Source organism: Lentibacillus daqui, from assembly GCF_027186265.1.
Lineage (GTDB): Bacteria > Bacillota > Bacilli > Bacillales > Amphibacillaceae > Lentibacillus_C > Lentibacillus_C daqui.
Map to the genome: position 1 here is coordinate 1,187,603 of NZ_CP114176.1, position 13,676 is coordinate 1,201,278.

Genomic DNA, 13,676 nt, shown 5'->3' on the forward strand with positions numbered 1-13,676 from the left:
TTATACAATATTGGAAGGCGAGTTGTCTGTCCCGCAAGTTACTTTCCGAAAACACATACGTCAGCCTGGTTAAAATATTGGGAAAGACATAAACGAACAAAATACCCATTCTTGTATTGACGGGGATTTGCTTACAGGAATGCGGCGTAATCATGTCAAGATGGTTGATGCCCGTCAGCCTAGATAAAAATACCCAGATCCGGATTCGTTCCAATGGCACTTGTGAAGGGTATAGTGGCATGATAATTTAAACTTGTTGAGGAGGCGGGGCACGTTGGACAAGAAAATGATAGACAGCTTATTGCAGACCATCACGGATATGACGGACGAGGTAGAGGATATACAGTCAAGCGGGTATCTTCTTAATGAATTCGTTACCGATATAGAAACAAAAATCAACGAAACAGGCCATGGATTAACAGGATTGCAGCGTGATATCCGTGAAATTGATCAAAGTGCTGCCAAAGTGGTCGATAAAATTTTGGAAAAGAAAAACCAATGACGTAAAGCAAATTAAAGCGTGCACAAGCAGGCTTATTTTTTTTGCGTGAATTTTTTGGTATGCTTTTAGATATATTTGTGTTTTCGAGTGGAGGAAGACTATGAAAAAATCAAGTAATTCATTTACGATACTACTCCAAAAAAATAAGGGACTCATGTGGCTGCTGATTTTGACGATTACACTCCTTTGGGGCTATGCATGGGTGTTAATGAAAGAAGTACTTGCATATATGGGACCGTTTACTTTTTCCTCCTTTCGATTTGCAACAGGGTCGATCGCGTTGCTATTGATTGTATGGCTGTCCAAAAAACGATTTCCGCTCAAACGATATTGGAAACCGTTATTAGTACAAGGAATCTTGCAAACATCCATTGTTTTTCTCCTCGTTATGTATGGACTCCGGTTTGTGGATGCAGGGAAATCCTCGGTACTATTATATTCGATGCCAATGTGGAGCAGTTTATTGGCCGGAAAATTCCTCGGTGAAAAATTGACATCAGCAAAATGGGTCGGTTTACTGATTGGGATGGTTGGGCTTTTAACTATTTTGGGCTGGGACATATGGATTGGTCAAAGCATAAAGGTTCTTTTTGGGGAGTTGCTTATCATTATTGCTGCCATATCCTGGGGTGTCTCAAATGTTTATTTTCGTAGGAAACTTCAGCATTTGCCAAAATTGGAAACCAACGCTTATCAAATGCTGTTTGGTACAATCGTCATGATTATTGTCACGTGTCTCATGGAGTGGGGAGAACCAATTGATTTAAACGTACATAGTATCTACTATATTTTGTTTACTGGTATTCTGGCATCTGCGTTATGTTTTACAGTTTGGTTCCTCATTTTAAGTTTAATAGATATGGTGACCGCAACGATTTCCACACTGCTGGTCCCGGTTTTTGGCTTGTTGTTCAGCAGTTTGATTATTGACGAGAAACTATCTGTTGGTGTTTTAACTGGCTCAGGCTTGATTATATTCGGGATTATTGTTGCACAGGTGACGAGGAAAGAAAAAGCACAGAGAGATAAGGCAGATGTCCAGCAAGGCAGGTAAAATTCAAAACCCTCACATTATCGTTTGTGAGGGTTTTGAAGGTTGTTACTTGTTACTCGCTAAAAGAACAGTAGACCAATAGCGATTGGGAAGAAACTGTAGATTAGGATCAAGACACAAAAGCCCATGATATCGCGAACTTTCAAACCGGCAATCGCTAGTAACGGCAATGCCCAAAATGGCTGAATCATATTGGTCCATGCATCTCCCCATGCAACAGCCATCGCAGTTTTCGCCGTATCTGCACCAATTTCCAGTGCAGCCGGTACCATAATTGGTCCTTGAACTGCCCATTGCCCGCCACCGGAAGGAACAAAGAAATTGATGATACCGGCACTAATAAAGGTAAACAATGGCAGAGTTGTTTCATTGGAAATACTGACAAACCATAAAGACATTTGTTCCGATAATCCGGATGCGACCATCATACCCATAATGCCGGCATAAAAAGGAAATTGAATAATGATCCCGCCGGCATTTTTCACCGCACTGGTAACACTGTTCAAAAACCGGCGTGGTGTTTGGTGAAAAATAATTCCCAAGAACAGGAAGGTAAAGTTAACAATGTTGATATTTAAATCAAAACCATTTTTGAAAAAGAAGTAAATAACGAAACAAAGTCCCAGAATACCTGTGAGATAGGAAACGATCCGGCTGTTTTCCAGTCGTTCTGCGGGTGTCAATTTTTCGATATCCACGCTATCTTCCGCTTCATTTTCAGTCATAGATTCCGACTTCCATGATGTTGCATCAGTATTTTGCAATGGTCCTCTCGACTTTATCAAAAACCGGTTAAAAAATGGTAAGGTAAACAATAGCACCAAAACGATAAAAATATTAAACCAACTGAACAATGTTTCGGTTACAGGAATAATACCAATAGAATCTTCCAGAAAATGTCCCGGGGTTGCGATTAATAGCGGAATGGAACCGGATAATCCGCCATGCCACAGAAGAAATCCACTATATGCACTTGCCATCAGTACCCGATAATCCACTGTCGGAACGCGTTTTGCGAGATGAATAGCGTATAATGCACCAACAACCAATCCAAATCCGTAATTGATTAAACAAGCGATGGAGGCAATAAAGGTAACCGCCAAAATAGCTTGTTCAGGCGTATTTGCCAGCTGGCTTAATTTGGCCAGCAGCTTTTTGATGATTGGTGTGCTAGCTAGAATGTAGCCTGTTACTACAATTAAGGACATTTGCATGGCGAAATCAAGTAAATCCCAGAACCCGGATCCCCAGTAATCAATCATCTGGATTGGTGAACTGCCGGTAAAAATGATACCCAATACAAAAACAGCAAACGTTAAAATGATCGCAAATAAAAACGCATCAGGCAAAAAGCGCTGTACCATCCGATCGAAAAAAATTGTGATTGACCGCATAAATTTCCCCTCCTTTTTATGAAATCGGTTTCTAATTATATATTACCAAATGGTTTTTAAAATGGGTATATAATTTATTTTTATTAATTTTAAAATGGAATATATTAATCCAAACATTTACAAAATACTGTGATTCATTATATTATAAAGGTGGATGAAAATCGCTTTGGATTAATTATGAAATGACAAAGGTGGAATCTGGATGAATGATCAATCTCTGCAACATGTCAAGGCAGTATTTATGGATTGGGCAGGAACAATGGTTGATTATGGTTGTTTTTGTCCGCTGGATGTATTCTTGGAAGTCTTTAATAAAAAAGGTATTGAAGTTTCACATGAAGAGGCACGTGAACCAATGGGACTTCCTAAGCGGGATCATATTAAAAAAATTTGCGAAATGGATAGAATTGCAAATGCCTGGGAAAAGAAGTACGGGCGATTTCCCAATGAAAAAGATGTGGATGGACTATATGCTGATTTTGAACCGGCTTTGTTGTCTATTTTACCAAGTTATAGCACACTTATTCCAGGTGCTGCTGAAACTGCCCAATGGTTACAAAAGAATGGAATTAAGATAGGATCAACAACAGGATACACAAGGGATATGATTGATATCGTGGTCCCGTCGGCAAAACAACAGGGATACGATCCCGACTCAGTCGTTACATCTGATGAAGTTCCAGCCGGACGTCCAAACCCTTGGATGATTTTTCGTAACGCTATGAACCTAGGAGTCTACCCATTAAGTCATACGGTTAAAATTGGTGACACGTTAAATGATATAAACGAAGGAATAAATGCTGGAACGTGGGTTGTAGGGGTTGTAAAAGGAAGTAGCGAACTGGGCATGACTGAAAAAGAGGTAAATGAATGCGATCCAGATATACTCCTGGAAAAAATGGAAGCGATTAAGAGGCGTTTCAAGGGAGCGGGTGCGGACTATGTTATTGAATCAATTGGGCAATTGAAAGAGGTAATTCCCAAAATCGATCTCCAAATATCTCAATTAGAAAGGGAATTTGTATAAAGTATTTGGACTCTCTGGAACCCCAAAGATTAAACAACCTGTAGAGAGGGGGATATCATGCAACTCGACTATTCAAATTCCATCCCATTGCATATTCAATTGAAAAAAATAATTGAAGCTCAAGTGACGGAGGGAGTGCTATCTGAACAAATTCCAAGCGAACGACAGTTTATGGAAGATTATAATATTAGTCGCAGTACGGTTCGTGAGGCGATTAATTTGTTGGTCAGAGAAGGTATATTAGAAAAACGACATGGGAAAGGGACCTTTGTTTCGCTAAAACCGATTCATGATTGGTTGGGAAATTTAAGTAGTACGACGGAAACAATCCGCAATATGGGTATGAAGCCGGGGGCAAAACTTATCACACATTATCGCACTACACCATCTGGCTACATACGGGAGATGACCGGCTTTACCGAAGCATACTTTATCAAACGAATTCGCTATGCAGACGATATTGCTATTGGTGTGGAACGACATTATTATCCGGTGCCAATCGGGGAGCGGTTAGCTCAGTATGATCTTGATAATGCCACACTTTATGACTTGATTGAAAACGAGCTCGGTATTCAGTTTGCTGAGGCGAATCAAACGATATCCAGTGGCCCATTATTAGTAGAAGATCAAGAGTATTTAGGGGCTTCAGCCAATCAACATGTGTTAATTGCGGAACGGATTATTAAAGATCAGGCAGGTAATGTTATCGAAATGGAAGAGGCGTTCTACCGCAGTGATATGTACAACTTTAAAATTAACTTATCACGAAAATTTGGCTAAACGGGCTGTAATCATTTATAAATAGGTTAAATAAAACTTATTGTGTTTTTAAATATCAAAATTTAATAAAAACATTGAAATTTACCCGTGAGTTAGAATATACTAATTATAAACCTAATTCAACTGGTACGGACGTCACGATCTTGAGCAACGTCTTGCAGTAGTTATTTTTTGAGTTGGGAGTAATTATAGCGGGCATTGAGGTCTTACACAAAATTAAGAGGAAGAAAAACAGTCGGGAATGTAAGCGATTTCCCGGGGCTGTAAATATCGAGGTGTTTGCATGAACGGTAACTGCCTTTGATGAAGGTTGATTTATAGGTACCAACGAGCACACTGAAGAGGGTACTTTTTAGGGTGCTCGCCCATAATATGTATCTACTATTTTCGAATGGAGGCATTGATATGAAGACTGAAGTGGAAAAACATGCTGTATCAGAACAAACAACATCACATTTGTGGAATGCTATGCATAAATACAATCCGGATGCTCAGGATATGATGGCGGTATCCGGTAAAGGGTCATGGTTTAAAGATGAGAATGGCAAAGAGTATCTCGACGGTGTATCAGGATTATGGTGCTTAAATCTTGGCTACGGTCGGGAGGAGATTGCTGATGCAGCTGCAGAACAAATGAAGAAACTGACTTATTTTCCATTAACTATGAATCACCCGCCTGCTGTTGAATTAGCTGGGAAGATCAGTCAGCTCTTGGATGCAGATTATCAAACATTTTTCTCAAATAGTGGTTCCGAGGCTAATGAGACAGCGTTTAAAATTGCCCGACAGTATCATAATCAGACCGGTAATCCTAGAAAGTATAAATTTATCTCGCGTTACCGGGCATACCACGGGTCAACCCTTGGTGCATTAAGTGCAACCGCACAAGCGAATCGACGTACGAAATATGATCCCGGCGCACCAGGTTTTTTACATGTTTATCCACCCTATAGCTATCGCTCCGTTTTTGAAGGAAGTCCGGAAGAATCGGACTTGAAAGCAGCGCAAATGCTGGAAGAAATGATTAATTGGGAAGGGGAGGAAACGGTTGCAGCAGTGATTATGGAGCCGATTATCTCTGGTGGAGGAGTCCTTGTACCGTCACCGAAATATATCCAGCGTGTTGCTGAGATTTGTAAAGAGCATAACGTACTTCTAATTATGGATGAAGTTGTCGCCGGTTATGGTCGAACAGGAAAAATGTTTGGTTTCATGCATGCAGAGGGTGTTCAACCTGATATTGTTACGATGGCTAAAGGTTTGACGAGCGGTTATTTACCACTGGGTGCAACATCAGTTAAAACGGAAATTTATGATGCCTTTAAAGAGGCGGGAAAAGATAAACATTTCCGTCATGTTTCCACGTATGGAGGTCATCCGGCTGCATGTGCGGTTGCACTTAAAAACATTGAAATTATTGAGCGGGAACACATCGTGGAGCGTGTACAAAAACTTGGTGAAACCAAACTGGCTAAGCTTCATCAGTTGCAAGACCACGAAAATGTTGGTGAAGTTAGACAAAAAGGATTTTTAGTAGGAATAGAAATGGTTACAGATAAACAGTCCAAAACACCAATTGATGAGGCAACAATGGGCGAAATCGTAGGGAGGTGTAAACAAAAAGGCCTGATCATCGGTAAAAATGGCGATACTGTACCAGGTCAAAACAATGTGATTATTATTGCACCGCCACTTTCTAGTACAGAAGAGGATTTGGATTTTGTTGTAGAGACGGTTGAGTCTGTTATTCGGAGTATCTAGATTGTGAACTTCTACTTCCTTGGGAACAGGGGGAATGGAAGTTAGATGGGAAGGTAATAGATTTGAATTATGAACGATTAAAAACGTTTATTGCTGTTGCCGAAAAAAAGAGCTTTTCAGAGGCCGCCAAAATTTTATATGTTACGCAACCAACGATAACATCACAGGTAAAGGCTTTGGAGGAGGAACTGAATACCAAGCTATTTGAACGAACAACGAAAAAGGTAGCGATGACGCAATCTGCACACATTTTATTGAAATTTGCCAAGGAGATTGTTCGTTTGAGTGACTCAGCCCAAAAAGAAATTTCACAAATGGAAAGTACAATAAATGGCGATTTGCGGGTGGGATGTAGTCTGACTGTTGGAGAATATATACTTCCAGAGTTTTTGAAGCGGTTCAAAGATGCATTTCCACATGTCCGAATGAGTGTGGAGATCGCCAATTCACATCATATTGTCGAGAATATAAAGGATCAGGTTATTGATGTGGGTTTAATCGAGACTCCGATTGAGGATCAAAAAATTGTGAGCGACCCTATCCTGGAGGATGAACTTGTTTTAATTACGAAACCGGATTACTTTTCAAGTCATGAACTGCAAATTTCGCAGGAAAAATTAAGGGAAGTACCACTCATTATTCGTGAACAGGGGTCAGGAACCCGATCTGTTGTGGATCATTATCTTAAACAGGCCGGGCTTTCGTTAGACGATTTGAATGTGGTGATGGAGCTTGGTAGTACCGAAGCAATTAAGTCAGCAGTAGAATCTGGATTAGGAGTCTCATTTATTTCCAAAAACACCATAAAAAAAGAGCAAAAGTTAAAATTACTGAAGACGTATCAGGTGAAAAATATCTCGTTTTACCGTTATTTTTATATTGCCTTTCGAAAAGATCATGTTTTAAAAACAACAACGGAGTTATTTATCAAAGAACTGGGAGACATTATTCAGGAAAAGGAAGTAGGTAAGCTAATTCCGTTACCATCAAGCAATTGTTGATGATAGATTGATAATTTTTAAGGAGGAATTCAAATGGTAAACCAACAAGCAGAATTGAAGAAAGCAACAAATCAAAAAGTGAAGATGACACCTAGTGAGGCAATCGTCGAAACATTAGTAAAAGAAAATGTCAAAGAAGTTTATGGAATAGTTGGCTCCGCATTTATGGATATGCTTGACCTGTTCCCGACTGCCGGGATCCGTTTTATACCGGTACGTCACGAACAAAGTGCCGGTCATATGGCGGATGCGTATGAGCGGGTTACAGGAACTGCCGGGGTGATCGTCGGTCAAAATGGTCCCGGGATTACAAATATGGTAACGTCCGTAGCAGCGGCCAATCAGGCGCACAGCCCGATGGTAGTTATTTCTCCATCTGCAGGGACAGGATCTGTTGGTTTGGATGGTTTCCAGGAAGCTAATCAGGTGTCCATTTTTGAAGATATTACCAAAGAGACTGTACGCGTAACCAATAAAAACCGTGTAGCCGATTGCCTGAGAACTGCCTTTCGAATTGCGTATGCAGAACGTGGGCCGGTGTTATATGATATACCTCGCGACCTGTTTTATGGAGAAATAGAAGATTATATCCTCGAGCCAAGTCAATATCGCACAGACAAGCGCGGCAGTGGTGATCCGGCATCAATTGAGAGGGCTGTTTCCCTATTAAAGGATGCGAAAAACCCTGTTATTATTTCGGGTCGCGGATCTGTAGATGCAGATGGTATTGATTCAGTTGTAAAAATAGCAGAACATTTGTCAGCACCTGCTGCTTGTGCATATATGCATAATGATGCTTTTCCAGTCGATCATCCACTTGCTGTTGGGCCAATTGGTTATATGGGATCCAAGGCTGCCATGTATACACTAAAAGAGGCTGATGTTGTGTTAGCCATTGGAACACGTCTATCACAGTTCGGAACGCTTCCTTGTTATGATATTGACTATTTCCCTAAGGATGCCAAAATCATTCAAGTCGATATCAATCCACGGCAAATTGGGCGTACACATCCGGTTGAAGTTGGTATTATTGGTGATGCCAAAGCAGCCAGTGATGAAATTTATCGTCAGCTTCAGTCAGCTGTGCCATCTCCGGTGAAAAATTCGGCACGTTTAGCAGAGGTTAGTGATTTGAAAGAAAAATGGGAACAGGAATTAGTTGATCTGGCAATGGTGGATGGCGATCCAATCAATCCAAGACGGGCACTATTGGAATTGACTAAAGCACTTCCAAAGAATACAATCATCTCATCCGATATTGGTAACGTTTCATCGACTGCAAATGCCTATTTGAAATTTAATCAAACGAGACGTCATATTGCCGCGTTAACATTTGGCAATACAGGTTTTTCTTATCCGGCAGCACTTGGCGCCCAGTTAGCCGATCCTGATGCACCAGTTGTAGCGATTGTTGGCGATGGTGCATGGGGCATGAGCCTGCATGAAGTAAGCACGGCAGTTGAACAGAACATCCCAGTTATCGCTTGCGTGTTTAACAATAGATCATGGGCAGCAGAAAAGAAAAATCAAGTTGATTATTATGATGATCGTTATGTTGGATCGAATATTGAGGGCCCTGATTTTGCCGAAGTTGCCAAGTCAATGGGGGCGCTAGGCTATACGATTGACAAAGCAGAAGATATCGGTCCAACTGTAAAAGAGGTATTAAAACAAAGAAAGCCTGCCGTTTTGAATATCTATGTAGATGGGACTCAGCTGGCGCCACCATTTAGAAAAGATGCATTACACATGCCTACTCGCTTGTTGGATAAATATAAACACCTTGATTATAATGAATGGAAAAAATAACATATAAGTGCGTGTTCAAAAGGAGGATAAAAAGGACCGAGAAGTTCTAGGCGGCGCAGCTTTGAGCACCGGAGTGTACATAAAAGGTACATGAGGAGCGGAAAAGCAAGCCAACGACGAAATTCGAAGTGTCATTTTTACCGGACTTTTTGAACATCCTCTATAAACTGAAAATGCTCCGTACCAGTATCATTGGTATGGAGCATTTTTTTAAAGACACCAGACGACGAATTAATAGTTCCATTTAGCGTGATTCAGAAATAACTAGCAGCAGACAATAAAATTGGGACAGAAGCATTATCACCTGTCCCGATTTTATCTTATTCGTTTCCTGCTTCAACCCCCGGAGTATTCAACTCTGTTTTATTTTCTTCAACTTTAATCTGTTTATTTCCAAGGATCAAATAATTTAACTCCTCTGTGGGGATTTGGTTAAATTCTTTTCGTTTAGCTAAATAAAATACTACCCCAAGAACTATCCAGGCGATTAGGGCAATTCTTGACTGAATACCCAGGAAAGCCGGAGAACCAGGGATAAGTAGAAGTAAGATAAACGTTATACTTGCCAGCATCCCTACAAGTGAAAAAAGTTTCTTTAGAGGTGCAATCACATGTTTACTTGGGTTAAAGCTACTGTCCATCGACCATTTAAAAATGATATATGCGGTATAACAAGTATACAGATAGGCAATGGATACCCCGATAGACGACATGTCAACGACCCAAGTTAATGCTTCACGCCCAAACCATGGGGCGAACATTGACAGTATGACTGTAAAAATAATACTGACGTAAGGCGTTTTGTATTTCGGATGGACTTTGGAAAATATCTCAGGCAATATTTTGGCACGTGACATGGCGAAAAGCAGGCGACTTGATGAAATAATAAATCCATTTAAGCCGGTGAAAATCCCCATACAAAGCGCAGTCACGAGAATAACCAAGCCAAATGTACCGAGTACGCCGGTAATGGCATTCGCTGTACCCCAAAGATTGTTTTCCGCAGCAAGCGCGTCCCATGGGGTTGCCATTGCCGTGACGCCTACCATAAATACATATAATAACCCGGAAAAAAATAGAGCCAAAACAATGAGACTAAATGCTTTTTTGGTAGAGAAGTTAAATTCCTCAGCGGCTTGCGGGACATTGTCAAAGCCAACAAAAGCCCATGGTGCAATGGCTACAATTGAGATAATCGCGGCAAATGATGTGGTGCCTGTTGGAAATAATGGTTGCATGTTCGCAAAAGATGTTTCTGGGCTTCCACCAACCAATAGTGTTAATGCTAAAACACCTGCAAGCATAATACAACAGAAAATAAATTGCATTTGACCACTAAGGCCGGTACCGCGGAAATTCAAGTAACCGAACAAGATCAGTACTAAAGTGGCGATGATAACCTCCGTTCCATATACATCCCAGCCGGCAATTTGATACATATGCAGATTCTCAATAAATTTCGGGAACACAAATTTAAACATTAAGGTAAACGCGGATGCATTAAGTGCAACGATACATATATAGCCTAGGGTCAGAAACCAGCCACATATAAAGGCATGTGTTCGTCCAAGGCTAACAAAAGCGTAGGCAAATTCTCCACCCGATACGGGGAAACTCTGAATTAAAAATCCGTAGCTGACTGCAATAAGCATCATGAGTGCTGCTCCAATGGAAAATCCGATCATAACCCCCAGTGGACCACCATCTTTCATCCATATGGTCGGCTGGACAAACGCACCCCAGCCAATCGATGATCCCAAGGCAATCGCCCAGACCCAGTGTGGTTTTAGCGTCTTTTGCAGTTCTTCACGCTCTGCCATATACAAAATCCTCTCCCTCTCTTTTTGTAATCGCTATCATAATTATTGATATAACATTTATCTATTATTTTAACTGGTTCGCACCAGTATAATCAATCAATTTTACAAATTTAGATTATTGCAATATAAAATAAAGCTTATGATAAATTCTTATAGGGCAGGAATACCCAGCAGAAGTAGAGGAGATTTTCCCATATGGAAATGCCCCCAATGGTTTGTTGTATTTCATAGCGTACAACAAGTAGCTATCATGGGTGGCCGTCCGGGTTGCTACGTAGGAAAAATGGTTCATTTGACAAACAAATGTTCTGTTTATGTGGTTATTTTAGCAAAGTTTGTGCTATACTAAAACTAAGATAATGTTCTTTTAGGGATTGGTCGGCTAGCCCTTTATAAGGTGGTGATGCCATTGAGCATTTTCGAGGCTTTGATCGTAATGTTTACATTCGGCACGTTTTTGCTGGGTCTGTTTACTTTCATCCTGGATTTGATCAATAAAAAATAGACCTCCCTATTAACCCAAAACAGTCGAAACGGGAGAGGTCTATTCCTGGATAGCTGATACCCTGGGGGAACCGCTTATCGCAAGACCACAGTTGCAGCTGTGGTCTTTATAAGTATATGCATATTTCTACCTATAGTATACCATATAAAAAGGGTTTGGAAAGGGAAATAACTCTGTAAATAACATAGCTTGGCTAGTTACCATTATCTACCATAAATATTGCTATCGAACAATATTTACGCTGTAATTGAAACAGTATTTTACCTTCCAATATACGGGAGATGGTAATATGCCACACTATTCAAATGTTATCCGTTCAACCGATTAATGTGCTATCATAGGAACAGTGATTTTGAAAGTGTGGAGGAATTGTATGATGGATGTAGATAGTTCGTTAACAAAAAAAGATACCAATCGGATGTATCGTTTTTTAATATATGCTGGAGTCATTATTGCGGCATTTAATTTGCGCCCATCCATTACGTCAGTAGGTCCGGTTATTGGGCTTATTCGCGATGACGTTGGGCTGTCTAATTGGAGTGCAGGGATCATTACAAGTTTACCACTGATAGCATTTGCACTTATTTCGCCGGTTGCACCCAAAGTTGGTAATCGTTTTTCCAATGAACGGGCATTGCTAATCGGCCTGATTTTGTTGCTTATCGGGATTAGTATTCGATCGATCACCTCTGTTTCCTTGTTATATATCGGTACGTTACTTGTTGGCATAGGGGTGGCCTTTTGCAATGTGCTCCTGCCCGGTGTAATAAAGGAGAAGTTTCCCAACAAAGTGGAACTGATGACCGGAGTGTACTCTACCGCAATGGGTGCACTTGCTGCTACGGCGTCTGGATTAAGTATTCCGATTGCGAAAGGACTAGGATTGGGATGGCAAATTGCTTTATTGATTTGGGCGGTGCCGGCAATTATCGGAATTCTTATTTGGGCCTATCTTAGTAAAGGTAAAAAAATGGAGAACCAGCAAGAATCGCAATTTGTAACATCATCGAATAACCGTATTTGGCGATCCCCGTTAGCGTGGCAGGTTGCCTGTTTTATGGGATTTCAGTCATTTTTATTTTATGTTACTATTTCCTGGCTGCCGGAGATCATCCATGATTACGGTGTTAGTATTGCAACGGCAGGCTGGATGCTCTCATTTATGCAGTTGATCGGCTTGCCGTTTAGCTTCCTGGTGCCTGTGCTTGCCGGACGTTTTAAATCGCAATGGTGGCTTGCCTGGCTGCTTGCCTTATGTGCGATTGGCGGGTATAGCGGCTTACTGCTCGGTAGTGGGTTCGTTATTATGATTATTAGTGTCATTTTAATTGGGATTGCACTTGGGGGCGTCTTTCCATTAGCACTGGCATTTTTGGGTATGCGCTCACGAAATGCCAGGCAGGCTGCTGAATTATCCGGGATGGCGCAATCATTCGGTTACTTATTGGCAGCTATTGGACCAATATTTATTGGATATTTATATGATCTGAGCCATAGTTGGACGATACCATTAATAACGTTGATCGGTGTAGGATTTATTGTTATTATTTTCGGTTCGTTTGCCGGACGGGATAGGTACGTATCGGATTAATAGTTAGTAAAAAATAGATTGATATAACCATGCACTTATTTGATGGCAGACCAGCCTGTGATATATGAAAAAGCCCGGTTAGAAATAAGGAGAGTGAAGACGTGCGTTTGTTAATTGAAATAATGGGCTGGATACTTGCAGCAATCGGAGCCTATTATATATCTGAAGAAAATACGATGGTAATTCATTATATACTGTTAATCGTCGGGATTGTTATTTTGTTAATGACACTACCGTTTAAAAGCTATCGCTACAAGAAACGATAAATTGAAAAAAGAAATGGAAGTGACACTATTATTTTGATTGGTGTTACTTCCTTTTTTGGTACATAGGTTAGTTCTGTGATTCAGGACGGAGTGGTTCTGCATATCCGCCAGAAAATGGGAATGGCTAATATATTATTTGAAATCGCTGATATAAATGTGGTTGTTG

At 40.7% G+C, this 13,676-nt stretch carries 12 protein-coding genes; 10 read left to right on the top strand and 2 right to left on the bottom strand.

Translation table 11 applies throughout. The features are described from left to right. Positions 1 to 274 precede the first annotated feature (274 nt). Both O2S85_RS06010 and O2S85_RS06015 read left to right on the top strand, forming a co-directional pair. Complete coding sequence (locus tag O2S85_RS06010) at positions 275 to 502, top strand: hypothetical protein (protein ID WP_269411780.1); 228 nt, start codon at positions 275 to 277, stop codon at positions 500 to 502. Positions 503 to 602: 100 nt separating this feature from the next. Further along, positions 603 to 1,556, top strand: a complete 954-nt coding sequence (locus O2S85_RS06015; protein ID WP_269411781.1) for a DMT family transporter — start codon at positions 603 to 605, stop codon at positions 1,554 to 1,556. 59 nt (positions 1,557 to 1,615) lie between these two features. Here the strand turns inward: O2S85_RS06015 and O2S85_RS06020 are convergent, their stop codons facing one another. Beyond that, a complete protein-coding gene (locus O2S85_RS06020; RefSeq protein WP_269411782.1) occupies positions 1,616 to 2,950 on the bottom strand; it encodes a short-chain fatty acid transporter in 1,335 nt (444 codons plus the stop codon). A 202-nt stretch (positions 2,951 to 3,152) separates the two neighbouring features. Here O2S85_RS06020 and phnX point away from each other — a divergent pair, with 202 nt between their 5' ends. From phnX to xsc, 5 genes are all read left to right on the top strand, one after another. Further along, entirely contained in the window at positions 3,153 to 3,977 is an 825-nt protein-coding gene (phnX, locus tag O2S85_RS06025; protein ID WP_269411783.1) for a phosphonoacetaldehyde hydrolase, read from the top strand. Between the two features lie 57 nt (positions 3,978 to 4,034). After that, positions 4,035 to 4,757 (top strand): GntR family transcriptional regulator, encoded by a 723-nt coding sequence (locus O2S85_RS06030; protein WP_269411784.1) that lies wholly within the window; start codon positions 4,035 to 4,037, stop codon positions 4,755 to 4,757. A gap of 405 nt (positions 4,758 to 5,162) precedes the next feature. Further along, complete coding sequence (locus O2S85_RS06035) at positions 5,163 to 6,518, top strand: aminotransferase (protein ID WP_269411785.1); 1,356 nt, start codon at positions 5,163 to 5,165, stop codon at positions 6,516 to 6,518. Between the two features lie 62 nt (positions 6,519 to 6,580). Next, positions 6,581 to 7,519: a selenium metabolism-associated LysR family transcriptional regulator gene (locus tag O2S85_RS06040; RefSeq protein ID WP_269411786.1), complete on the top strand. Its 939-nt coding sequence runs from the start codon at positions 6,581 to 6,583 to the stop codon at positions 7,517 to 7,519. A 33-nt stretch (positions 7,520 to 7,552) separates the two neighbouring features. Next, positions 7,553 to 9,328, top strand: coding sequence for a sulfoacetaldehyde acetyltransferase (xsc, locus tag O2S85_RS06045; RefSeq protein ID WP_269411787.1), 1,776 nt, complete (start codon positions 7,553 to 7,555; stop codon positions 9,326 to 9,328). Between the two features lie 320 nt (positions 9,329 to 9,648). On the opposite strand, the gene O2S85_RS06050 is transcribed toward xsc, so the two are convergent. Beyond that, complete coding sequence (locus O2S85_RS06050) at positions 9,649 to 11,148, bottom strand: APC family permease (protein WP_269411788.1); 1,500 nt, start codon at positions 11,146 to 11,148, stop codon at positions 9,649 to 9,651. Between the two features lie 403 nt (positions 11,149 to 11,551). Between O2S85_RS06050 and O2S85_RS18765 the strand changes: the two genes are divergently transcribed. The 3 genes from O2S85_RS18765 (at position 11,552) to O2S85_RS06060 (ending at position 13,510) form a co-directional block, all read left to right on the top strand. Further along, the gene (locus O2S85_RS18765) at positions 11,552 to 11,653 is read left to right on the top strand and encodes a putative holin-like toxin (protein ID WP_367746730.1); all 102 of its coding nucleotides are present in this window, start codon (positions 11,552 to 11,554) and stop codon (positions 11,651 to 11,653) included. Positions 11,654 to 12,029: 376 nt separating this feature from the next. Continuing rightward, positions 12,030 to 13,244, top strand: a complete 1,215-nt coding sequence (locus O2S85_RS06055) for a CynX/NimT family MFS transporter (protein WP_439649452.1) — start codon at positions 12,030 to 12,032, stop codon at positions 13,242 to 13,244. A gap of 101 nt (positions 13,245 to 13,345) precedes the next feature. Beyond that, positions 13,346 to 13,510 (top strand): hypothetical protein, encoded by a 165-nt coding sequence (locus O2S85_RS06060; protein ID WP_269411790.1) that lies wholly within the window; start codon positions 13,346 to 13,348, stop codon positions 13,508 to 13,510. Positions 13,511 to 13,676 lie beyond the last annotated feature (166 nt).

What these genes read in the sequence shown, in the direction of transcription:
- O2S85_RS06015 (WP_269411781.1), top strand. Translation starts at nt 603, where the DNA reads ATGAAAAAATCAAGTAATTCATTTACGATACTACTCCAAAAAAATAAG.
- O2S85_RS06020 (WP_269411782.1), bottom strand. Translation starts at nt 2,950, where the DNA reads ATGCGGTCAATCACAATTTTTTTCGATCGGATGGTACAGCGCTTTTTG.
- phnX (WP_269411783.1), top strand. Translation starts at nt 3,153, where the DNA reads ATGAATGATCAATCTCTGCAACATGTCAAGGCAGTATTTATGGATTGG.
- O2S85_RS06030 (WP_269411784.1), top strand. Translation starts at nt 4,035, where the DNA reads ATGCAACTCGACTATTCAAATTCCATCCCATTGCATATTCAATTGAAA.
- O2S85_RS06035 (WP_269411785.1), top strand. Translation starts at nt 5,163, where the DNA reads ATGAAGACTGAAGTGGAAAAACATGCTGTATCAGAACAAACAACATCA.
- xsc (WP_269411787.1), top strand. Translation starts at nt 7,553, where the DNA reads ATGGTAAACCAACAAGCAGAATTGAAGAAAGCAACAAATCAAAAAGTG.
- O2S85_RS06050 (WP_269411788.1), bottom strand. Translation starts at nt 11,148, where the DNA reads ATGGCAGAGCGTGAAGAACTGCAAAAGACGCTAAAACCACACTGGGTC.
- O2S85_RS18765 (WP_367746730.1), top strand. Translation starts at nt 11,552, where the DNA reads ATGCCATTGAGCATTTTCGAGGCTTTGATCGTAATGTTTACATTCGGC.
- O2S85_RS06055 (WP_439649452.1), top strand. Translation starts at nt 12,030, where the DNA reads ATGGATGTAGATAGTTCGTTAACAAAAAAAGATACCAATCGGATGTAT.